This window comes from Teredinibacter sp. KSP-S5-2 (assembly GCF_032773895.1).
GTDB lineage: Bacteria > Pseudomonadota > Gammaproteobacteria > Pseudomonadales > Cellvibrionaceae.
This window is the reverse complement of the sequence record NZ_CP120416.1, coordinates 2,579,609-2,602,813: the sequence shown is the minus strand read 5'-3', so window position 1 is coordinate 2,602,813 and position 23,205 is coordinate 2,579,609. Positions and strand designations below refer to the sequence as shown.

Below are 23,205 nucleotides of genomic sequence, written 5' to 3'. Positions count from 1 at the left end.
ATATCAACGTTTTTTTTAACAGATTTTAAATTGGTAAAATATGCTTTAGGTCGCTATTTTTATAAAAGGTGATAGCGAAAGTGCAAAACAGTCTAACAGCTACCATTTTTTTTAGAAATTTTACATGTTTTCTCGAGGAATATATCGGCTAGGTTCCTTGACAAGCCTAAGGTCGGCAATTATGTTGCACGCCGTTCTATGGATCGTGCATATTAAAAAAATAAATTGAAATATTGGGAGATAAAATGGCGCAAAGTGACACTGTAGATAGAATTCTTAATGCCGCGACTGTGTTGTTCGCTGAAAGAGGATTTGCGGAAACCTCCTTAAGAACAATCACTGGAATGGCCGGCGTAAACCTGGCGTCGGTTAACTACCATTTCGGTTCCAAGAAAGAGCTTATTCAAGCTGTTTTTAAACGGTTCCTTGAGCCTTATTGCCGCGAGCTTGATCGCTGCGCTGAGCAATTGGTTAGCCAGGTTCCTGAAGGAGAGACTCCATCTATTGACGCAATTCTAAAGTGCTTGCTGCATACATTACTTTCCTCAATGAAAAAAATGGACGAAGACCCTCAGAGATTTATGCGTCTGTTAAGCTTGGCATATACACAGTCTCAAGAGCACTTGCGCCACTATCTAGCGCAAAACTTTGGCTCCACATATCAGAAATTCTCCCACCTTGTCAGAGCATCCAACCCTCATCTGGACACAGTTGAGCTCTATTGGCGTACATATTTCATGCTTGGAGCAGCGATTTTTACTTTGTCGAGCTACGATTCAATCAGAGCAATTCTAAACTCCGATTACAGTGAAGACACATCGTTGGAAGATACCGTAGAATTATTGATTCCCTCCCTTGCAGGCATGTTAAAATCGCCGAATGTCTGATATTCAATTAGGGCCGGTAGTAACCGATGTTTCCGGCCCGTACTTAACATCTGAAGACCGAGATCTATTACTGCACCCCATGCTGGGGGGCATTATTTTGTTTGCGCGAAATTATCAGTCCCCTGAGCAGCTTATTGAGTTGGTGGAATCGATCCGGGCGATCAATCCTCGTATCGTGATTTCCGTTGATCAGGAAGGCGGGCGAGTTCAGCGCTTTAAAGAAGGCTTTACCCGGTTACCGTCGATGCAAAAAGCGGTTGATGTCTTCGTTGATGACGAGGAGCGCCTGGATTTTTTGAGTGATTTGGGATGGTTGATGGCCTCTGAAGTGATTGCTCATGGTGTAGATCACAGTTACGCGCCTGTACTTGATGCTGATGATTGCCAGTGTAAAGCGATAGGTGATCGTTCCTTCTCCAAGAATCCCGAAAAAGTTACTGATTACGCGACTGCTTTTATTCGCGGTATGAATCAAGCCGGCATGTCCGTAACGGGAAAGCATTTTCCCGGTCATGGTAAAGTCACAGCCGACAGTCATCATGAGCTTCCAGTAGACGATAGGAGTATTGATCAACTATATCGGGATGATTTAATACCTTTCGTAAAACTTCTTCCTCAACTAAATGCAATTATGCCGGCGCATATTTTGTTTCCTCAAATTGATCCGGTGAGGCCTGTGGGCTTCTCAAAAAAATGGGTCACGGAAATTTTAAAAGAAAAAATGGGGTTCAAAGGTATCGTTTTTAGTGACGATTTAACCATGCAAGGTGCAGCGAGTGTTGGAAGGTATTCAGTTCGTGCTGAAATGGCGTTCGAAGCTGGATGTGATATTGCAGTTGTTTGCAATAACCCTGAGGGGGGGATGGAAGTGTTAAACGCAGCAGAAAAAGTGAATTTAACATCCAAACAGTCGCTTCAGTGTATGCGCGCGCGTCAACAAATATCCGTGAATGATTTAAAACAAACTGAACGCTGGCTTGCTGTTCAAGACAAACTCAAGAAATATAATCTGACGAACTAATCTGATAAAAAGTTTCCTTTGTGAATGTGACAGGCTGTGAAAAAGCTTAAACGTTTATATAAATTCAACGAATAATAACAATTAAAGCATTAGTTTTGACCATTAAAACGAGGTAGGTTATGGGAGAGATTTTACAGAACCTTTCTGCTTGGTATAGTAAAAATGCAGGGAGTGAAACACTTTGGATTGTTGAAGTATTCTTGCTGGTACTTGTTACTTTAATTGCCGCCTTTGTTTTGGGTCGATTTCTCAATCGAATGGATATTCGTGCTCAGCAGAGCAAAACTCTGTGGGATGACGCGTTATTTCAAGCTTTGCAGTCGCCGGCGCGTTGGTTTGTCTGGTTGGTGGGGTTAAGTTCTGCTGCTGACATTGCTGCCACTCAATCTGATTCGATTATCTTTCAATCCGTTTCGACTATTCGATACATTGGTTCCATTGTGATAGTGACATGGTTTATCACAGGGTTTATTCGTCGGGCGGAAGAGAATCTATGCGACCCGGAGTATGCCCACAAGCCGATGGATAAAACCACCGCATTTGCTTTGGGTAAACTGTTAAGAATCTCGGTCATTATCACTTCCGGTTTGGTGATATTGCAGTCTATGGGGTACAGCATATCTGGAGTCTTGGCATTTGGTGGAATTGGCGGTATTGCTGTGGGCTTTGCTGCCAAGGACTTACTCGCTAACTTTTTCGGTGGATTAATGATTTATCTGGATCGTCCATTCTCTGTGGGAGACTGGATTCGCTCTCCTGATCAAAATATAGAGGGGACAGTTGAAGATATTGGTTGGCGGTTAACGCGAATTCGGACCTTCGATAAGCGACCGTTGTATGTTCCCAACTCAACGTTTACTCATATCTCTGTGGAAAACCCTTCGCGAATGGAGAACCGCAGAATTTATGAAACTGTGGGAATTCGTTATGACGATGGCAATAAAATGAAAGTCATTGTCGACCAAGTAAGAGAAATGCTACGTACCCACGAGGCCATTGATACAAATAAAACGTTGATTGTTAACTTTGATGCATTTGCATCCTCGTCGCTAGATTTCTTTATTTACTGCTTTACCAAGACAACGGATTGGATTGAGTATCACGGAATAAAACAAGATGTGTTGTTAAAGGTATTGGAAATTGTTGAGGCCAATGGTGCTGAATGTGCTTTCCCAACATCTACCTTGCATGTGCCCGAGGGCATTGATGTCAGACATTTAAGTGAGCAATAAATCCTATGAATTCAACTTATCATGAAGCAAAAAATGCGCAGCAGATTTTTTCATTTGATGAGGTAAATAGGGCGATCCAATCGCTTGCCGAAGAAATTAACTTTTTAGCTCAGGGCGAAGAGTACTTGGTTATTTCTCTATTAAATGGGGCGACGATTTTTAGTGGTTTGATTCTGCCTCATTTAACATTTCCATTAAAAATGGATTATATCCACTTGTCGCGTTATCAAAATAATCAGCATGGTGGCGAGATCAAAATTGTGGCGGAACCGAAAGAGGCATTACGCGATTGTCGTGTATTACTTCTAGATGATATATGCGATGAGGGGCGAACGTTGGAGTTTGCCAATAATTATTGTATGCAAGCAGGAGCTAAGTCGGTATTAAATGCTGTGCTGGCTAGAAAAGTGTTGAATGATCCGCACAAATTCGCTGTTCAAAATAAACTAATTGATTCACTAAAAATTTCTTTTGCACTTGAGGTGCCAGATGTTTTTGTCTTTGGGATGGGCATGGATGTTGGGGGTTACCTGAGAAATATGCCAGGAATTTTTCAATTTAATCGCGATTAAAATAACGCCTAAATCTAAATACTGATTTATCAATTAAATACGCGCCTTTCTCGTATAAAAGTGTGATGCTTTACTAGACTATGATAAAAAATTGTCATATCTTGCCTTCTTTCGCATACTTGTGAAAATAAATGGGTTAAACAATTGTTTGAGTCGTAAAGTATTCATTCAGCAAATTGTTTGAGAAAAGCAATAAAGTAGTAAGGGGTTGGTCAGATGTCAGATCGCGAAATTGGCACCGTAAAATGGTTTAATAACGCACGGGGCTACGGCTTCATTACTCGCGGCGAAAATAGCGATGATATTTTTGTACATTACAGAAATATTCGGGGAGAGGGATACCGCTCTTTGGCAGAAGGTCAGAAAGTGGAGTTTATGCTTAACGAGGGAGATAAAGGTCTTCAGGCTGATGATGTTGCCTGTGTTTAGAAACCTTTAAAGCAAGGCTATTCTGAAGTGCTAGGGAGTGAGTTAAACCTCGGTCTTTAAGCTGTTGCGAGGCAACTCACTATTTCCCGTTCCTGTTTTTATTCTCCTGTCAGGTTAGAGTTTAGTTGCTCTAACTCAGCTGTTTTAGCTTCAAGCAGTAATGTTTTTAATCTGTCGTTTTCAACAGGGGTAATGAGAACCAAAATTCCTAGCTTTGGATGGTCAATGTAGTGAAGTTCGCCACTTCGCATCCGTCTTTTTTGTTTCATTAAAACAATGTTTTTCGTAAGAAAAGGTGCTTCCTCGACATTGGATGTCACCTTAAAGTAAGAATTGTCGCTAGTTACATTTGTTGTAAGGCCGAGATTATTAAAACTAAGTGATAGCGGGTTCTCGTTTTCTTCCATTAGTGTTGAGAAAGATGCGAGTGATTCTTTTTCCTGCGTGATCTCTATTTCATTGGGTGACAATGGTAGCGGAGGCCAATGTTCTTTTTCCTGGCCGTAGTTGGTTTCAAATTCCGCGAACCATATGTTGGTTTTAAGGTGTAAATAGCGGCTAATGCTAAATTGAACTGTTCCAGCTAATTCATTGTTTCTGCCGTATTTCTCCCCACCTTGAATAATAATTGAAGGGGCGAGTGCTTCTTCCTGCATGGGCTGGCGCCAAGCTTTGTTAAACAAAATACGGTATTTTCTGTCTATTGCTCTGGCTTCACCCTGAAGCTCATTGTCTTTGGCTTCTAGAATATGGTACGCCATTTCGGAAAGATGCTGGCGGTAGCTTTTTTCTTTGTTTTGTTGCTCAGCTTCTTCAGTATTTGGCATGCGTAACTGAAGCGTATCCTGTTCCTGGCTTTCCGCATCGGGCTCTGCTTCAGTGGGTTCTTCGTCAGTTTTTAACTCCTGAACATTTGGCGGATAGGCAAGGGCAATATTTTTAGGCCAAGTTTCTTCGCCATTTCCTGTGGGAAGAAACTTCCCGCGCTCAAATATTATTATATTAACCTGATACCAAGGCGGTTGATTTTCGAGCTCCATATCAATAAGAGCTTCTTCATAGTTACTGTCTTCAGCCGTTTGTCCTAATGCCACAGGCCCGTAGCTGGACAACAAAAGAGCAAGAGAGGAATAGGTAATAATTTTTCTTAGTTTCATGTATGTCTTCCAGTTAACTGGCAAGTTTCTCAAAAACAGAATGGATTGTTTTTAGTTTTTCATCTGGGCTGTTCATATCAAAAATAAACTTTAATTGGTTTGCTCCCTCAAGTTTGTAATTTTGTGGCTGAGTTTGTACCAATTTTACAATTGTTAATGGTTCGACCGCTGTTTCCTTGGCAAATTCTATTTTTCCTCCTTGAACGTTAGTTTCCACTTTGCTGATACCCAGTTTTTCTGCGGTAAATCGCAGTCTTGTTTGTCGAATAAGGTTCTTGGTTTGCTCGGGAAGCAGGCCAAACCGATCGATCATCTCTACCTGCAGCTCGTTTAATTGCTGCTCGTTTTTGGTTGAAGCGAGACGCTTATATAGCGTTAGGCGAGTATGCACATCCGGTATGTAGTCGTCCGGAATTAACGCCGGTATACGTAAGTTTATGTCGACGTTGGTTTCGTTTGCTTCTTCCAGTTTAATCTCTTTGCCTTCTTTCAAGGCTTTAACGGCTCTGTCCAGCATATCCATGTACAGTGAAAAGCCAATGGTTTGCATTTGTCCGCTTTGATCTTCGCCTAATAATTCGCCAGCTCCCCGAATTTCAAGGTCGTGTGAGGCAAGGGTAAAGCCTGCCCCCAGATCCTGAGCTTCGGCAATAGCGTCGAGACGTTTTTGTGCATCAGTTGTCATTTCTCGTTTATTTGGTGTGAGCAAATAAGCGTATGCCTGGTGATGTGACCGGCCAACCCGGCCCCGAAGTTGATGAAGTTGAGCAAGGCCAAATTTATCGGCACGATCGATAATAATCGTGTTTGCGGTTGGAACATCAATTCCGGTTTCGATAATCGTTGTACAGACCAGAATGTTGAAGCGTTTGTGGTAGAAGTCTGACATGACTGCTTCTAGTTCACGTTCGCGCATTTGGCCGTGGCCAATTTGGATTTTGGCTTCCGGGATTAATTCTTGTAGGTCTGCGGCGCATTTTTCGATGGTTTTTACTTCGTTGTGAAGGTAGTAAACCTGACCGCCGCGCATAATTTCCCGCAAAATAGCTTCTTTGGTTACGGCATTATCTGAAGTGCGCACAAATGTCTTGACGGATAGACGCTTTGCCGGTGGTGTTGCAATGATGGATAAGTCCCGAATTCCCTGCATCGACATATTAAGTGTACGGGGAATGGGGGTTGCGGTCATTGTCAGAATATCTACTTCTGAGCGGAGTGCCTTCAACGCTTCTTTTTGGCGAACACCAAAACGGTGTTCTTCGTCGATAATCAGTAAGCCGAGGTCAGGAAACTTCAAATCCCCTTGGATGAGTTTGTGCGTCCCTATCAGGATGTCGACTTTACCCGCCTCCAGGCGTTTTTGAATTTCTGTCGTTTCTTTTGTGCTCTTAAAGCGGGATATCACTTCGACATTGACGGGCCAGTCGGCAAAGCGGTCTCTGAAGTTTTCGTAATGCTGTTGTGCCAAAAGTGTAGTCGGTACGAGCACCGCAACTTGTTTACTGTTTTCTACCGCGATGAATGCTGCGCGCATGGCGACTTCTGTTTTACCAAAACCGACGTCACCACAAACGAGGCGATCCATCGGTTGTGGTGATTGCATATCATCGCGAACGGCGTAAATAGCGGCTTCCTGGTCTGGTGTTTCTTCAAACGGAAAGCCGGCAGCAAATAGTTGATAGGCATCTTTGGGGTAGGTGTATGCATAGCCTTTGCGGGCTTGCCGTTGAGCGTATATGTTGAGTAGTTCTGCGGCAACATCTCGAACCTGTTCTGCTGCTTTCTTTTTCGCTCTTTGCCATTGCTCGCTACCTAGGCGGTGTAGCGGTGCAAGGCTTTCTTCTGCGCCGGTATAACGGCTTATGAGATGCAGGTTGGCGACAGGGACAAACAGTTTGGCGTTATCAGCGTAAATCAGCTCCAGAAACTCGTCTTTTAAGCCGTCATATTCAATGGTTGTTAACCCCTGATAACGCCCCACGCCGTGATCAATATGCACAACCGGTGCGCCTATTTTGAGTTCTGTCAGGTTCTTAATGACTTCATCGGCATTGGTGACATCCGATTTTCTACGTCGTCTTTGTCCGACTCGTCGCCCATAGAGTTGAGATTCGGCAATAACGATGAGCTTGGGGTCGTAGAGATTGAATCCGCCTTCAATGTCTGCGATGGTAATGCCTAGCGAGGAATTAGACTGAGTAAATGCGTTAATTGACGGGGCGCTTTCTGGTTTTATACCAATGGTCAGGAGTTGCTCGAGGAGTGTTTCTTTCCTTCCGTTCGATTCAGCACAAAATAGTACGCGCTTGTCTGTCGAGCACAGAAAATTCTCAATTAAATAAAGCGGGTTCTTGGCTTTGCTATCAATGAGTAATGCTGGTGTCGGGGTTAGCTTGGCGTTGCTCGCACCTTGTTTCTCGACCACTTGTTGTTCGTGGATAAGAACTTGAGGAAAGCCTTTCAGGCAAGCATAAAAGCCATCAACAGTATGGAAAGCTTTATGTGGCGGTAGGATGGGTCTTTCCGGGTCCACGCATCGTATGTCATAGCGGGACTGGGTGTCCTTAACAAAGCTCTCTATCGATTTTTCGAAGCCGTTCATGGCAAAAACGTGAGTTTCTTCGGGAAGGTAGTCAAACAGGCTCGCCGTTTCTTTGAAGAAAAGGGGGAGATAGTATTCAACTCCGCCTGGAGATATTCCCGAGCAGACGTCTTGGTATACCGGGCTGCGTTTGGGGTCGCCATCGAATTCTGCATGCCATTGATCTTTGAAAAGGCTGATTCCTTCAGCATCCAGCGGGCATTCTTTCCCTGGGAGCAGTTCCACGCGGTCTACCTGGCTGATAGTGCGCTGGGTTTCAGGGTCAAAGGTTCGCAAGGATTCAATACTGTCATCGAACAGTTCGATTCGGTAGGCATTGCGGCTACCCATGGGATACACATCAATCAGCGAGCCACGCACGGCAAACTCGCCATGTTGAAAAACCGTATCCACGCTGTTGTATCCAGCAAGGGTCAACTGTTGGCGAAAGCTGTCAAGATTCAGTGTTTGCTCAAGTTTGAGGAAAAGGCTTTTACCGATGATGTGACTTTTTGGTGGTAGTCGCTGTAACAGGGTTGGTGCGGATACCACCACAATCGAGTTGGTATTCTGGCCAAGCTGGTATAGGCATCGCATTCTCTCTGATACGATATCCTGATGTGGCGAGAAGCTGTCATAGGGGAGTGTCTCCCAGTCGGCAAAGCGCATGACTTTGGGGGGATTTGTTAGTCCTTCTGTAGCGAGGAGCAGGTCGCGCTCAATTCGGTCGGCGCTGCTCATATTCTGTGCAATCACCATGGAGGTTCCGCTAAATGATTCGATGGACTCGACAATAGCAAATGCCGCCGAACAGGCTGGCAGGTTACCCCAGGTATTTTTATTTCCCCGTTTGGTGGGGAGTTGCAAACCAAATAATTTAGACATAGACGATTCAAGGATACCGGCAAATTATATAGCGGCGGTATTCTAGCGGTGTTTTATTTCTCTATACAGCAGGGGTTAGATCTTTTATGTGGAGGCCAAAAAATAACCTTTTGTGGGTAGTTATTGAAAAATCAAAACAAAAACAACGGCTTATTTGATGAAACGCATCATTGCCACTGGCCATTTGTCGACCTCGTCCTTATAATTACGGCGGTTTTTTTCAGGGTCGACTAATTAATATTCAAGTACTAGTCTTAAACTCAAAATCACCTGTGTGGTGTGGGTTTGTAGAAACTATTTCAAATACAGTTAGCGACACCACAATGGGAAACAAAAATCTTCGCTCGTGTTGAGTGAGCTGCCCAGTTAAAGCCATAAGAATTGTGAGTCTTTGACTTGAGAGCATCCAGAACAGGAAGATTGGTGTTCAAGCTTTCTGACACTGCACAAGATGTTGGAACGTTTGATTTTTAAGTTTCCGTGCAACCAGTTTTTTCACATTGAAAGTTAGGCTAAGACGTATGATAAAGATCCGTCGCGGGTTGGATTTACCTATTTCGGGGGCTCCCCGACAATCCATAGAAGATGGCCCTACTATCCGCTCAGTAGCTGTTGTTGGTTTTGATTACCACGGTATGAAACCAACGATGGAAGTGCAGGTGGGTGATAAGGTCAAACTCGGTCAACTCCTATTCACAGACAAAAAAACTGAAGGCGTGCGTTATACCGCACCAGCCAGTGGTACTGTGTCAGCCATTAACCGTGGCTATCAACGAGTACTTCAGTCTGTTGTGATTGACGTAGAAGGCGAGGAAGAAGAAAGCTTTGCCAGCTATAGTCAGGATCAGCTATCAGGTTTGTCGGACGAGCAGGTTGCCGAAAACTTAATTAACTCTGGTTTATGGACTGCAATTCGCACGCGTCCATACAGTCGCGTTCCAGCGACAAATACTCGCCCTGCGGCGATATTTGTTAGCGCAATGGATACCAATCCGTTGGCCGCTGATCCAGCGATCGTGATTGCTGAAAAGCCAGAAGCTTTCCAAAATGGTTTGCAAGTATTGTCCAAGCTTACTCAAGGTAAGCTGTATGTGTGTCATGCTGATCAAGCCGAGATTCCAGCTGCTCCAGCGTCAAATGTTCAATACGAAGTGTTTGGCGGTGTGCATCCAGCCGGGAATGTTGGAACCCATATTCATTTCCTTGATCCGGTTAACGCTGAAAAAGTGGTTTGGACTCTTGGTTATCAGGATGTGATTGCTGTTGGTGAGTTGTTCTCTACCGGTAAGCTGAGCACCAGCCGTGTTGTTGCTTTAGCAGGTCCACAGGTTGAAGACCCTCGCTTGGTTCGCACTCGTTTAGGTGCCAGCCTGGAAGAGTTGACTGCTGGTAGCTTGAAAACGGGTGAGAATCGCTTGATCTCTGGCTCTGTATTCGGTGGTTCCACTGCTGCGGGCCCAACCGCATTCCTTGGCCGTTATGCCAACCAGGTGAGCGTGTTAACAGAAGGGCGTGAGCGTCCCATGTTGCATTTCTGTGTACCTGGATTTGATCGTTTCTCCGCCATGCCGATTTATGTATCGAAACTCTTTGGTAAAAAGAAATTCGATTTCACAACATCTGCCAATGGTTCCGAGAGAGCAATGGTTCCAATCGGTGCCTACGAAAAGGTTATGCCGTTAGATATTCTGCCGACCCAATTACTACGTGCGTTGATTGTTGGTGATACAGATATGGCACAAAAATTAGGTTGCCTAGAGTTAGATGAAGAGGATCTCGCCTTGTGTTCGTTTGTTTGTAATGGCAAGTACGAATTTGGCCCAATTCTTCGCGATAATCTAACGCGAATCGAGAAGGAGGGTTAATCGTGAAAGTATTACGTAATTTCCTCGATGATATTGCCCCGCATTTTCATAAGGGTGGCAAGTTCGAATATTTTTATGCGCTTTACGAAGCTGCAGATACATTAATGTATCAACCCAATGACATCACCAAGACAACCTCTCACGTTCGAGACGGTATAGACTTGAAGCGTGTGATGATCATGGTTTGGTTTGCTGCGTTTCCGGCCATGTTTTACGGTATGTATAACCTGGGTTGGCAGGCAAACACTGTACTTGCTGAAATGGGTGCTACTGGTATCGAAGGTTGGCGCGGTGTGATTATTGCCATGTTGGCTGGTCACGATCCAACCAGTATCTGGGATAACTTTATATACGGTGCAGTATTTTTCTTACCTATCTACCTTACAGTTTTTGCTGTGGGTGGATTCTGGGAAGTGTTATTTGCTCTTAAGCGTGGTCATGAAGTGAACGAAGGTTTCTTTGTTACTTCTATCCTGTTTGCGTTGACCTGTCCTCCTTCATTACCGCTTTGGCAAGCTGCACTGGGTATTAGCTTCGGTGTTGTTATTGGTAAAGAAGTATTTGGTGGAACCGGTAAAAACTTCCTTAACCCCGCACTGACTGGTCGTGCATTCCTATTCTTTGCATACCCAGCGTCGATCTCTGGTGATGCGGTGTGGGTAGCGGTTGATGGGCATACTGGTGCAACAGCACTTTCTGTTGCTTCTCAGCAAGGCCTTGAAGCGCTTCAAAGCCAGCTAACCTGGATGGATGCGTTCCTAGGTCATATGGCGGGCTCAATTGGTGAGACATCAACACTGGCTCTGCTTATTGGTGGTGTGTTCTTGTTAGTCACAGGCATTGCTTCCAGACAAATCGTGCTTGGTACCATTATCGGAACCATTCTCACAGCGTTGATCTTTAATGCTGTAGGCAGTGATTCAAACCCAATGTTTGCTGTGCCTTTCTGGTGGCACTTTGTGTTGGGTGGCTTTGCCTTTGGTTTGTTCTTTATGACAACCGACCCGGTATCGGCCTCCATGACCAACGCTGGTAAGTGGTGGTACGGTGGCTTGATAGGCGTGATGGTAGTGTTGGTACGAGTGGTTAACCCGGCTTATCCAGAAGGTATGATGCTGGCCATCTTGTTCGCCAACTTATTTGCTCCACTTATCGACCACTTCGTTGTTCAGTCTAATATTAAGCGGAGGTTGGCACGTGTCTAATAACGATACTATTAAGAAAACCGTAACGGTTGCGTTTTTGCTCTGTATCGTCTGCTCAGTGGTTGTGTCCACCGCAGCAGTGATGTTAAAGCCCGCTCAAGAAGCGAACAAAGCGCGCGACTTTAAAAAGAACATTCTGCAGGCCGCTGGTTTGTACGACAAAACTCAAAAGATCGAAGATCTTTTCGGGCCAATCGAAACCAAGATTGTTGATCTTGATACTGGCGAATTTAGTGATGCCGTTGACCCTGAAAGTTATGAGCAAGTAGCTGCTGCCAAAGACCCAAAATTTTCTGAAGTTCTTTCTGCTGAAGAAGACATTGCTGGTCTGGCTCGTCGTGAAAAATACGCCGAAGTTTACTTGGTAAAAGGCGATTCAGGTCTTGAAACGATCATTCTCCCAATTCGAGGTTATGGTCTTTGGGGAACGTTATACGGTTTCATTGCTTTGGAGTCTGATTTAAATACGGTGGTCGGGCTTGGCTACTACGAGCACATTGAAACACCAGGGTTGGGTGCTGAGGTGGATAATCCGCTTTGGAAGCAAATATGGAAGGGCAAAAAAGTGTTCGACGAAAACGGTCAGCCTGCTCTTACGGTTATTAAAGGGGCCGTTACTGAGCAAACCAAGGATGCCGAACACAAAGTTGATGGCTTGTCTGGTGCAACACTTACTGCGCGTGGTGTTGCTAACATGATGGCGTTCTGGTTTAGCGACCGAGGCTATGGCAAGTTTTTGCAAAACCTGAAAAATGGGGAGGCCTAAACCGTGAAAGTGAAAGATTTATTATTTAAGCCTGTCTTTGACAACAACCCGATCGGGCTTCAGGTTCTTGGAATCTGTTCGGCGTTGGCGGTAACCAGTAGTTTAAAAGTCAGCATGGTTATGTGTGTTGCATTGACTTTGGTAGCTGCGTTTTCAAACTTCTTTGTTGCGGTTATTCGTAACCACATTCCAAGCAGTATTCGTATCATTGTGCAAATGACTGTTATTGCTTCGCTGGTAATCCTTGTTGATCAGGTGCTTAAAGCTGTGGCGTTTGATATCAGCAAGCAATTGTCGGTGTTTGTTGGTTTGATTATCACCAACTGTATCGTAATGGGTCGAGCTGAAGCTTTTGCGATGAAAAATCCACCGATTCCAAGCTTTCTGGATGGTATCGGGAACGGCCTTGGCTATTCCTTTATGCTTATCACCTTGGCGTTCCTTCGTGAGTTGTTTGGTGCAGGAAAGTTATTCGGTATTGAAATTATGCAAACCGTAAACAACGGTGGTTGGTACGAGCCAAATGGCATGATGCTGCTTCCTCCTAGTGCGTTTTTCCTTATCGGTCTGATCATTTGGGCAATTCGAAGCGTTAAAACTGAACAAGTTGAGACTGCTGAGTTCAAAATTGCGCCAAACACTAAAGTTCAGGAGGCGGTGTAATGGAAGATCTCATTAGTTTGTTTGTAAAAGCCATCTTCGTTGAGAATATGGCGCTGTCCTTCTTCCTTGGAATGTGTACATTCCTGGCCGTGTCCAAGAAAGTTGAAGCGGCGATTGGTCTGGGTATCGCGGTTGTGGTTGTTCAAACCCTAACGATTCCGGTTAACAATTTGATCTTCAACTACTTGCTGCAAGATGGTGCTTTGGCTTGGGCTGGTCTACCCAACGTAGATTTGAGTTTCCTTGGCCTGATTTGTTACATCGGTGTAATTGCGGCAATGGTACAAATCCTTGAGATGTTCTTGGATAAGTATGTACCGTCGCTTTATAACGCATTGGGTGTGTTCCTTCCGCTAATTACAGTTAACTGTGCCATCCTCGGTGGTTCACTGTTAATGGTAGAGCGAGGCCTGGACTTCACTGAAAGTGTTGTTTTCGGTGCTGGCTCTGGTGTTGGTTGGGCATTGGCAATTGCTGCGCTTGCGGGCATCAATGAGAAGCTTAAGTACAGTGATATTCCTGCGGGTCTTCGTGGCTTGGGGATTATCTTTATCACTGTTGGTTTGATGTCATTGGGCTTTATGTCTTTCAGCGGCATTTCCCTGTAACTGGCGAGGAATATTCAGCACATGAATTTAGAAATTATATTAGGCGTTGTCTTATTCACCGTGATTGTGCTTTTGCTCGTCGCAGTGATTTTGGCAGCACGCTCGAAACTTGTTAACTCCGGTGATGTAACAATCATCGTTAACAATGAAAAAGAAATAACCGTTCCTGCTGGTGGCAAGCTGTTGAACACACTTGCAGACGCACAGCTGTTTCTACCTTCCGCTTGTGGTGGTGGTGGTACATGCGCCCAGTGTAAGTGTATTGTTGAAGAAGGCGGTGGTTCGATTCTGCCTACTGAAGAATCGCACTTCACCAAGCGCGAACAGCGCGAAGGTTGGCGCTTAAGCTGTCAGGTTCCGGTTAAGCAGAACATGAAGGTTGAAGTTGAAGAGGAAGTCTTCGGTGTTAAGCAGTGGGAGTGCGAGGTTGTTTCTAACCCCAATGTTGCGACCTTCATTAAAGAGCTTACTCTTAAATTGCCAGAAGGCGAGAACGTGGACTTCCGTGCTGGTGGTTATGTTCAGTTGGAAGCACCTGCATATCACGTTAAATTCTCTGATTTCGTGATTGAGGAAGAGTATCGTGGCGATTGGGAGCATTTCGGCTTCTTCAATTTAGAGTGTAAAACCACTGAGCCGGTTATTCGTGCTTACTCAATGGCGAACTACCCAGAAGAAAAAGGTTTGGTTAAGTTCAATATCCGTATTGCGACGCCACCTCCTGGTAGTAAGGGTATCCAGCCAGGCTTGATGTCTTCATATGTATTTAATTTGAAGCCAGGCGACAAGATTACGGTATACGGTCCATTCGGTGAGTTCTTCGCTAAAGATACTGATGCAGAAATGGTATTCATTGGTGGTGGTGCAGGTATGGCACCAATGCGTTCGCACATCTTTGATCAGCTTAAGCGATTGAAGTCTAAGCGTAAGATGTCTTTCTGGTACGGTGCTCGTTCTCTGCGTGAAATGTTCTACGCCGAAGAATACGATGAGTTGGCCTCAGAAAATGACAACTTCAAATGGCATGTTGCTTTATCTGACCCTCAACCAGAAGACAACTGGGATGGCTTAACCGGATTTATTCACAATGTTCTATATGAAGAATATTTGAAAAATCACCCAGCACCAGAAGATTGTGAGTTCTACATGTGTGGGCCTCCCATGATGAACGCGGCTGTTATCAAGATGCTAAAAGATCTTGGTGTCGAAGACGAAAACATCATGCTGGATGATTTTGGCGGCTAACCGAAAAGCTTTAATAAGCTCTGTGGTAGCATAGTCTGCTATCACAGTGTTACTGGTTAACGTTTTTCTAAAAGGTTACAGGCTTGTCAAACTATTCTTTAAATATTCACGTTAAAGCGAGACAGGGAAAACTTGTCTCGCTTTCTTTTTTTCTTGTCGCATGTTTATTTCTTATATCCTGTCAGAAGCAAGAAGGCCCTAAAAGCTACAAATTGGAAGGGGCTACGATGGGGACGGTGTACCATATAACGATGGTGGTAAACCCCAATGTCACTCAAGCCGAACAAACTATGCAAATGCACATTGATAAGGCGCTTGAGGGAATTAACCAGATCATGTCTACCTACATTCCTGATTCGGAGTTGTCCTTGCTAAACCAGGCACCGCTCAGCGAGTGGGTTGTTGTATCTGAACCACTGTTTGACGTACTAAAAGAAGCGCAAACTGTCAGTGAAAAAACTCAGGGTGCATTTGATGTCACAGTGGGTCCAATGGTAAACCTCTGGGGTTTTGGTCCTGAAACGCCAAAAGGAAAGCTTCCTTCGGAGCAGGAAATTGAAGAGCGACGTGCTCGGGTTGGATACCACAATATTGAGTTAAACCTCGAAACCCGGCAGGTGAAAAAGCTTAAAGATGTTTATATCGATTTATCCGCAATTGCCAAAGGCTATGCTACGGATGTTATAGCCGAGTTGATTGAGCAAAACGGTTTTACTGACTACATGGTAGAGATTGGTGGTGAGTTAAAACTTAAGGGCAATAGCCCTCGCGGGCAACCTTGGCGTATTGGGGTTGAAAAGCCCAGCTTTTCCCATTCGGGCTCGATGCAGACAATCGAAATTTCCCAGGGAGGAATGGCGACATCCGGCGACTATCGCAACTATTATGAAGAAGCGGGTGTCAGAGTATCACACACGATTAACCCGGCCACAGGCAGGCCCATCACCCATAAATTGGCATCCGTAACGGTGATTGCTGATTCTGGTAGTAAAGCTGACGCTTATGCTACAGCCTTGAACGTTATGGGGCCCGAGAAGGCGATGGCATTTGCTGAGATGGAAAACATGGCAGTGTATTTAATTATTCGTTCGGATGCAGAAGGACAGACCGGTGAGCTTGATTTTAAAGTTAAGTATACCGACGAATTTAAAAGGTACATGAACTAATGAGTATATATATTTTTGCTTTTATTATTATGGTATTGGTTATCGCTGGAATGGCTATAGGCGTGATCATGGGACGTGAGCCATTAAAAGGCTCCTGTGGCGGCATTCAGAAATTAGGTTTGAAAGGGAAGTGCGAAATATGTGGCGGCGATATGGAAATATGCGAGAGTGAGAAGCAAAAGAATTTAGAGAAAAAACTCGCTGCACGAAAGGCCGTTCAGGACTTGGCATACGACGCAAGTAAACCACGAAAAAATTAATTTGCTTTAAGTTAGTCGCTATTGTGTAGGGTGATACATATTTATTATGGCTGATTATAAATACGATTTTCTGATTATTGGTGCTGGACCAGCCGGTGAAGCTGCGGCAATGGCGTCCGCTAAAAGTGATTTGAAAGTGGGCGTGATCGATAATCGCGGATCTTTGGGTGGCAATTGTACTCACAAAGGAACCATTCCGTCCAAGGCACTGCGTCAAGCGGTGAAACAGGTTATTCAGTTACGTAAACAGCCTTTTTTCCGAGCGCTTGGTTACACCAAGATGATTACTTATCCGGATATATTGCGTGCAGCTTCAAAGGTGATTCCCAAACAAGTGGAAATGCACACAGCGTACTTCACCAAAAACCGTATTGAAGTTCACAATGGTATGGCGAAGTTTTTAGCTAAGGATAAGTTGGAAGTAACCGATCCTCATGGGGTGAGAGATATTATTTCGGCCGATAATATTCTTATTGCTACCGGGTCTCGTCCATACCACCCAAACAATGTGGACTTTAATCATCCCCGTATTTACGACAGTGATTCCATTCTGGATATGCAGCATACGCCTCGAACGCTCATTATTTATGGGGCGGGAGTGATCGGTTGCGAATATGCCTCTATATTTGCTGGTTTAGGTGTAAAGGTTGACTTAATAAATGGTCGGGAGAGGTTGCTGTCTTTTCTTGATGACGAAATATCGGATGCACTTAGCTATCATTTGCGTGACGGCGGTGTGATGGTTCGTCACAGTGAAGATTATGAGCGTGTTGAGACCACCGACACCGGTGTTCAGATTTACTTAAAATCTGGCAAACGTATCAAAGCGGATGCGCTACTGTGGTGTAACGGTCGCACCGGCAATACCGACATGCTGGATTTGGAAAAGTCCGGGCTGAAAGCCAATCATCGTGGTCAGATATCGGTAAATAAAAAATATCAAACGGAAGTAGAGCACATCTATGCTGCCGGAGACGTTATAGGTTGGCCAAGTCTGGCCAGTGCTTCATATGATCAGGGGCGAGCGGTTGTCGACACGATTTTGAGCCGTGAACCTCGTTTTATCGAGGATGCGCCAACGGGTATCTATACCTTGCCAGAAATTAGTTCGGTGGGGAAAACTGAAGCAGAACTGACTGCTGCAAAAATTCCCTATGAAGTGGGACGAGCATTCTTCAAAGATACTGCACGCGGACAAATCAGTGGAGAAGATGTCGGTGTGTTAAAAATTCTTTTCCATATCGATACCTTTGAAATTCTGGGTATACATTGCTTTGGCGCGGAAGCTTCGGAAATTGTTCATATCGGCCAAGCCATTATGAACCAGCCGGGTGAGGCCAATAATATTCACTACTTTGTGAATACCACTTTCAATTACCCGACGATGGCAGAGGCTTATAGGGTTGCTGCGTTAAATGGATTGAATCGGGTCAATCGGCATAATTAATTCTCAAACGACTACTTCTAGGGGAAGTAGTCGGCCTTTATCTATCCAGTTTGTATTTGATAGTCGTTTTTCTTTTTTGTGTCTTGGTACAGATTACTATCATTTGATGGGTCTGCTTTAGTTGTTCAGTTTGTGATTAAAGTAGTTGATGTATTTAAGAATATATCCAGTTCTTCTGGCGTTCCCAATACATGTACATCATCGACAGGTAGATCAACTATGGAAATTTTCTTTCCTGTTTCTATGTAATGCTTGTACATTGGGGCAATATATCTTTCCCCTTTAACAAGGTTCTTGGGATCAGCAAAAAAATGTTCATAGGTCGACACGTATTCGCTGGCTTTGGCAAACCAGTATAAACCAATAGATGCGTAGTCTGAGATACGTGTTTTTTCTGCACAATCTACTGCCCATCCGTCCGGTCCAAGTTTGACAAAGCTCCAGTGATCTCCCGGTACTTGAAAGCAGGGTACCCAGGCATCTGACCCTGGTTTTATATCTGTGGGTATTAATGCTTTGGGGTTAACATAGGTGTCGATGTTGTAGATGAGTAGTGGTGCATCAAGCGCCCACAAATTCCGGGAGATATAAGCGCTGGTTGCTTGTCCATCGGTGAGCTCATCAAGCTCGAATACACTAACATTGTTAATGCCAAGCTCTTTGCATTGCTGTTTTACATAATCAGTGGAGTTGTTTTCTTTTAAGCAAACAAAGATATAGTTATTTTCCGGGTGGTGAAAGTTTTCAAGAGATTTCATTGACCAGTGAAATAGGCTGTGGCCGTGCGCCTGTATAGCATATTTAGGTTCTTTGTAGCCCGCTTTGTAAAAACGAGACCCTCGACCGGCCATGGTAATAAGGATGTTTTGCTTCCCCATACTTAACTCCTGAAATTATTTTTCGCCAAGCATTTGATGAATTTCTTCTTCTGAGTATTTAAGAAACTCATCGGGTCGTATTGATCGGTCATCAATATAGAACCCTTTTTTCTGAGGCCAAGGTTTGCCAAACATGATCTCATCACATGGGATATCCCACTTTTCGATCCATTTTAATAGCAATGGAGCTGTGTGCATGTTTATTTTGCCAAGATTTCCGCCATGTGTTTTCATGTTTCTGGCGGTGTATAGCATAATGGTATAGCCGCGGTTTTGATATTCCCTGAGTTTCTCCACCATTTCGGGATAGGGTACGAGGTCTGCGTAGTGCTCATCTTTGCCTTTAACCGGGCATAGTGTGCCATCAATATCGACGACAAGCATTCCTTCTCCTGGTTCGAGTTTGGGTAAATCTGGATTAAGCACGTTCAACCTCATCTAATATTTGTTTTGCAATTAATATGAATGCCATCACTTTGTTTGGGTGATCGATATGTAGTGGTAGCATCGATAAGAATAGGGACGCTTCTCCTAGGCGGATGATTTTCCAGTCGTAACCCAATTCTTTAAGTTTATCTAAAAACAGTTCCTTTTTTGCAAGATGTTGATTGGCTTTAATTTTTAGAATTAAACCGTTTTCATCATCTAGTGTGACTTCGTATAGCCCGTTATTAATAAAGTCATAATTACCCATGACACTGTGTGATATCTTGCACAGATCGTAGTATGGATGTGTCCATACGTCTTCTTCCGTTAAGGCGCCTTTAGGGTCAATGGCTTTTAATATGTACCGCTGTTGGTCATAGAGAATATTGGAGAAACAAGGGTCTCCGTGGCCAGCAGACAGATAGTTGAGATGAAATTCCTTTTCGTATTTTTTATATAAGGCTTTATAGCGTTCGATCTGGATGTTCAATTCGAGATTGGGGTCTGCAATGGATACCAGTTCATTGACCTTTTTTCCATCTGGTAAATCAAACAACTGCTTTGCTCTCGATTCTACTTTATCAAGATAAAGTGATTTTGCTACTGTGGCAACGTCACTCTTATTCGTTTCTTTTCTGGGGCGTTGGTGAATAAAAAACAGCAAACGGTCGATAAAGGCTTCAAACGAAGCGTTGGAAAACGCTCCATGCACCCACTGGAGAGCTGTATCGGCGAGGTAATAACGCATCATTTTGTATGAGGCGGTATCACCGTCACGTTTGTAGTCAAAGGGCTGAATTAACCAAGGGCGCATCGGCTCGGGAACCAAATCGTAAAACCGATATTCCGCTTCCATTTTTCTTACGTCTGAAGACTTTTTAGTGTAATAGAATGAATCAATTTCGACTTGGTTAAAATGTCGTGTTTCTGTCGAGCCTGTCATAAAGGATAGGAAATCCCGGCTTTTACCAAGGTCAAGTGGTTGAACGGAAAGTAGTCGTTCCATTCCGGTTTGTGGTTCTTCCCAAGAGTGCAGTGGTTTGCTTTGGAATTTTTCCCAATGTTCAATCAGTTCGTGGCTATCCTTGAAAAAGGATATCATTGGTTTGAAGGCTCTGTCGCAAAAGCTGTCTTCCGCAAAAGGTAAGCGGGCAAGAAGTTGTTCAAAATTGCCATTGGAAATAATGCCTGCCTTTGATGAAACAATCAAAATTCCACAAGGGTCGCCAACATCTTCAATTTGTTTACGTAATTCGCCAACTTCATGGCGGTTGTGTATGTGGAAAACATGGTCCTTTTTTATGTCGGAAAGATAGTCATAGAAGTAGGCTTTTAACTTCTTTCGCTTGAATATGATATCGCTATATCTGCGATCACCAACAAAAGGCTTAACTTCTTCGCTGGTGAATTCGCGATCATCGTATACTACAAAAATTGGGGAGGATTCATTATTCATTGTTTGTTATCTACTTAATCGCTTTCCTACAAATACAATCAAACCAAAAATAATCGCCAGGAGTATGAGTACGACATCCTGATAAATGTCGTAACTGACTTTTGCGGTGCTTTCATAAAATACGCCAGACAACCCTGCTAAGAAATAGTGTGATATTGCCTTAAAGTCTGTGTTTAAGCTTTTAAGGAATAGTGCCATGCCGGCGATTTCGGCCAGCCAAATAAAAACGGATAGTAAAAAAACACTGGCAAAACGACCTTCGAAAGAGCGAAATATCGCGTCTTCTAGTTGTCTCAGGTGATGGCTTATTTTAAGTAGTTGTAAACCGTGCTTTGATGAGCTGGCTAAAACAAGGTAGCGGTTTAAATATATAAATACTTTGGAAACGGCAAAGAAGGCCATGAGTGCTAATAAAGAAAAAACGAAGAACAATATAAAAATGGTTCGTAATTGCTTTGGTACATCAATGTTAAAAAAATACAGAATGAGGATGAATAAGGAGATGACTGAAATATCCACAAACCGTTCTGCCAACCATATTGCCAGGGCTTTTCGGGTTTTTAGTACATAAAAAAAGGATCCAAGACGTATTATTTCCCCAATTTTAAATGGCAACATAGAGCTTGGAAGGGCTGTCACTGCATGACAGGAAACCAAAGGTAATATTTGATTTCTTTGGTCCAGCGAAAGCATGGCTAAACGCATCATACGGAAGACGTGCGATAAGGTGTAAGCACCAATTACGCTAAGAATGTAAAACAAATCAATGTTCTGAAATACTTGGGGCAAGTCACCGCCCCAGCGGACGAACCAAAACAGTATTACGCCTGCCAAAAGCAGCAGGTATATTTCTAACAGTAATTCATTCTTTTTTTGTGCGATCATTAGTTTTGTTTTTAGCTAGTTTAGTTTTTGCTATCAAATTGAATTTCGCCTCGATATTCATCGAATGCTTTCTTTCGCATTTCTGTCTTAAGAAAGCGGCTGCGCCCAAAGAAATAGCCTGCCAGGAGAGAGAGAACTCTTGTCGCCTGACTGAAAAGTTTAACGTTTGAAACCTGATCCTCTTCTCGCCAAGTTATAGGAAAAAATTTGACGGATTGTTTTTGGTTATAACTTCCTAAAAGCATCATGTAATTGAATGTTAAGTCATCAGGAAAGTTCTTGTAGTAAAACTCACGAAAAGGTGAAAGTTTGTACATGTTTAATCCCGAGCCAAGGTCATATACACGTTTTAATACAGGTATGCTAAACAGCAGGTTATATACGTGGTTGCCAAAAGTGCGAAACCAGGAATAGCCTTTCAATTTACTGCCGGGCATAAACCGGGCACCCATAAAACAATCATAATTGGCGTACTCACCTGATTCCAAATGGGGTTTCAGATCGCGAATATCTGCCTGGTCATCGCCGTGCAATACGATTAAATAGTCGTAGTCATGCTCTATAGCATAACGAAATGCCGCTTTGTGGGAGCCACCTAATCCATAATTGTCGATGTTTTTCCAGGCAATGAAACGACATTGCTTCAGTTGTTCTTGCCCAGATGCAATTGCTGTAGGGAGTGTGTCATCAGGAGATTGGTTGTCCACGACAACAACGGTATCGATGAGTTTTTGTATACCTTCGTCGAACTGGCTTAACACGCGTTGAACTTGTGGCGCGCATCGATAGCAAGGAATAAATACAAGAATTTTAGACATTGTGGCTCACCTTATCCGTCATAAATTCAGTAAGAATTTTCATAAAAATAAAGTTAGTGAAAAGGTTTATTGGCGTAATTATGATCTTGCCTAAAATACCGCTATTGCTGCCGTACGCGGAAAGATAACTGAGTCCTTCAACCCAATTGACGACATAACTTAATGCGCCTGAATACAGGGAGATGGATACAAACTGGTAACCCCAATATAAGCTTAAGAACAGGGTGTGGTTATTGGTGACTTTATTAAATACCAGCCTTAACGATGTGGCATAGACGAATGTGACCCCAACGTATGAGGATATGAAGTTGGCGAGAGCGGGGGATTGATCTAACCGTTCCACCAAAAAGGCATATGTGGCGAAATCACATATCCAGCCCATTCCTGAGAGAAACGCAAAGCCCAGAAACGTCTTAATATGAGTACTGCTAACCATGAGTTATAGCTCTATACGAGGTTATTATTATCTTTATCTCGAGGTGCAGCCTTATGAATCGCTGACTTTGCCTTATATGCGACTACTTAGGCTGCCAATTCGCTATCCTAGCATGTTATTGCGTTGATGAGACAGTCGCAACGATCACATTATGCCATATGGTGGAGATTAAGCCGTAAATTTGCTCACAAATCCTGGGTGCGCGGCTAGCGGTTGATCGCTGACTTTTGTTATATTGCCTTTCTCTAGTTGCCTGGTTCAGGCCTTATCGGCAAAACTTAGCACTATCCGACTAATAACAAATATAAAATGCGGAG

Annotated in this window: 22 protein-coding genes; 14 read left to right on the top strand and 8 right to left on the bottom strand. The window is 43.7% G+C overall.

Features of this window, described 5'->3' with window-relative positions; translation table 11 throughout:
* Window positions 1-245: 245 nt before the first annotated feature.
* The 5 genes from P5V12_RS11320 (at window position 246) to P5V12_RS11300 (ending at window position 4,141) form a co-directional block, all read left to right on the top strand.
* Entirely contained in the window at window positions 246-887 is a 642-nt protein-coding gene (locus P5V12_RS11320) for a TetR/AcrR family transcriptional regulator (RefSeq protein WP_316953197.1), read from the top strand.
* Window positions 880-1,908 (top strand): beta-N-acetylhexosaminidase, encoded by a 1,029-nt coding sequence (gene nagZ, locus P5V12_RS11315; RefSeq protein ID WP_316953196.1) that lies wholly within the window; start codon window positions 880-882, stop codon window positions 1,906-1,908. Before P5V12_RS11320 ends, nagZ begins: the two co-directional genes overlap by 8 nt.
* Before the next feature lie 119 nt (window positions 1,909-2,027).
* Window positions 2,028-3,140, top strand: coding sequence for a mechanosensitive ion channel family protein (locus tag P5V12_RS11310; RefSeq protein WP_316953195.1), 1,113 nt, complete (start codon window positions 2,028-2,030; stop codon window positions 3,138-3,140).
* Window positions 3,141-3,145: 5 nt separating this feature from the next.
* Window positions 3,146-3,712 (top strand): phosphoribosyltransferase family protein, encoded by a 567-nt coding sequence (locus P5V12_RS11305; protein WP_316953194.1) that lies wholly within the window; start codon window positions 3,146-3,148, stop codon window positions 3,710-3,712.
* A 216-nt stretch (window positions 3,713-3,928) separates the two neighbouring features.
* A complete protein-coding gene (locus P5V12_RS11300; protein WP_316953193.1) occupies window positions 3,929-4,141 on the top strand; it encodes a cold shock domain-containing protein in 213 nt (70 codons plus the stop codon).
* Window positions 4,142-4,239: 98 nt separating this feature from the next.
* On the opposite strand, the gene P5V12_RS11295 is transcribed toward P5V12_RS11300, so the two are convergent.
* Window positions 4,240-5,298 (bottom strand): CsiV family protein, encoded by a 1,059-nt coding sequence (locus tag P5V12_RS11295; RefSeq protein WP_316953192.1) that lies wholly within the window; start codon window positions 5,296-5,298, stop codon window positions 4,240-4,242.
* A 13-nt stretch (window positions 5,299-5,311) separates the two neighbouring features.
* Window positions 5,312-8,764 (bottom strand): transcription-repair coupling factor, encoded by a 3,453-nt coding sequence (gene mfd / locus P5V12_RS11290; protein ID WP_316953191.1) that lies wholly within the window; start codon window positions 8,762-8,764, stop codon window positions 5,312-5,314.
* Window positions 8,765-9,285: 521 nt separating this feature from the next.
* Here mfd and P5V12_RS11285 point away from each other — a divergent pair.
* The 9 genes from P5V12_RS11285 (at window position 9,286) to sthA (ending at window position 17,989) form a co-directional block, all read left to right on the top strand.
* Entirely contained in the window at window positions 9,286-10,629 is a 1,344-nt protein-coding gene (locus P5V12_RS11285; protein WP_316953190.1) for a Na(+)-translocating NADH-quinone reductase subunit A, read from the top strand.
* Window positions 10,630-10,631: 2 nt separating this feature from the next.
* Window positions 10,632-11,834 (top strand): NADH:ubiquinone reductase (Na(+)-transporting) subunit B, encoded by a 1,203-nt coding sequence (locus tag P5V12_RS11280; RefSeq protein WP_316953189.1) that lies wholly within the window; start codon window positions 10,632-10,634, stop codon window positions 11,832-11,834.
* Complete coding sequence (locus P5V12_RS11275) at window positions 11,827-12,600, top strand: Na(+)-translocating NADH-quinone reductase subunit C (RefSeq protein WP_316953188.1); 774 nt, start codon at window positions 11,827-11,829, stop codon at window positions 12,598-12,600. Before P5V12_RS11280 ends, P5V12_RS11275 begins: the two co-directional genes overlap by 8 nt.
* 3 nt (window positions 12,601-12,603) lie before the next feature.
* The gene (locus tag P5V12_RS11270; RefSeq protein WP_316953187.1) at window positions 12,604-13,263 is read left to right on the top strand and encodes an NADH:ubiquinone reductase (Na(+)-transporting) subunit D; all 660 of its coding nucleotides are present in this window, start codon (window positions 12,604-12,606) and stop codon (window positions 13,261-13,263) included.
* Window positions 13,263-13,871: an NADH:ubiquinone reductase (Na(+)-transporting) subunit E gene (gene nqrE / locus P5V12_RS11265; protein WP_316953186.1), complete on the top strand. Its 609-nt coding sequence runs from the start codon at window positions 13,263-13,265 to the stop codon at window positions 13,869-13,871. The genes P5V12_RS11270 and nqrE overlap by 1 nt, the downstream gene beginning before the upstream one ends.
* 21 nt (window positions 13,872-13,892) lie before the next feature.
* Entirely contained in the window at window positions 13,893-15,116 is a 1,224-nt protein-coding gene (nqrF, locus tag P5V12_RS11260) for an NADH:ubiquinone reductase (Na(+)-transporting) subunit F (protein WP_316953185.1), read from the top strand.
* Between the two features lie 227 nt (window positions 15,117-15,343).
* Window positions 15,344-16,282, top strand: a complete 939-nt coding sequence (locus P5V12_RS11255) for an FAD:protein FMN transferase (protein ID WP_316953184.1) — start codon at window positions 15,344-15,346, stop codon at window positions 16,280-16,282.
* Entirely contained in the window at window positions 16,282-16,542 is a 261-nt protein-coding gene (gene nqrM / locus P5V12_RS11250) for a (Na+)-NQR maturation NqrM (protein WP_316953183.1), read from the top strand. Before P5V12_RS11255 ends, nqrM begins: the two co-directional genes overlap by 1 nt.
* Window positions 16,543-16,588: 46 nt before the next feature.
* The gene (gene sthA, locus P5V12_RS11245) at window positions 16,589-17,989 is read left to right on the top strand and encodes a Si-specific NAD(P)(+) transhydrogenase (protein ID WP_316953182.1); all 1,401 of its coding nucleotides are present in this window, start codon (window positions 16,589-16,591) and stop codon (window positions 17,987-17,989) included.
* A 125-nt stretch (window positions 17,990-18,114) separates the two neighbouring features.
* Here sthA and P5V12_RS11240 read toward each other — a convergent pair whose 3' ends face one another.
* Genes P5V12_RS11240 through P5V12_RS11215 form a run of 6 tightly spaced genes read right to left on the bottom strand, consistent with a single transcriptional unit; the run spans window position 18,115 to window position 22,888 of the window.
* Complete coding sequence (locus tag P5V12_RS11240) at window positions 18,115-18,867, bottom strand: glycosyltransferase family 2 protein (RefSeq protein WP_316953181.1); 753 nt, start codon at window positions 18,865-18,867, stop codon at window positions 18,115-18,117.
* Between the two features lie 15 nt (window positions 18,868-18,882).
* Window positions 18,883-19,293: a capsular biosynthesis protein gene (locus P5V12_RS11235; protein WP_316953180.1), complete on the bottom strand. Its 411-nt coding sequence runs from the start codon at window positions 19,291-19,293 to the stop codon at window positions 18,883-18,885.
* Window positions 19,286-20,749: a hypothetical protein gene (locus P5V12_RS11230; RefSeq protein ID WP_316953179.1), complete on the bottom strand. Its 1,464-nt coding sequence runs from the start codon at window positions 20,747-20,749 to the stop codon at window positions 19,286-19,288. The genes P5V12_RS11235 and P5V12_RS11230 overlap by 8 nt, the downstream gene beginning before the upstream one ends.
* Window positions 20,750-20,755: 6 nt before the next feature.
* A complete protein-coding gene (locus tag P5V12_RS11225) occupies window positions 20,756-21,634 on the bottom strand; it encodes a lysylphosphatidylglycerol synthase domain-containing protein (RefSeq protein ID WP_316953178.1) in 879 nt (292 codons plus the stop codon).
* Window positions 21,635-21,654: 20 nt separating this feature from the next.
* Window positions 21,655-22,452, bottom strand: a complete 798-nt coding sequence (locus P5V12_RS11220; RefSeq protein WP_316953177.1) for a glycosyltransferase family 2 protein — start codon at window positions 22,450-22,452, stop codon at window positions 21,655-21,657.
* Entirely contained in the window at window positions 22,445-22,888 is a 444-nt protein-coding gene (locus tag P5V12_RS11215) for a GtrA family protein (RefSeq protein WP_316953176.1), read from the bottom strand. Before P5V12_RS11215 ends, P5V12_RS11220 begins: the two co-directional genes overlap by 8 nt.
* Window positions 22,889-23,205: the final 317 nt, after the last annotated feature.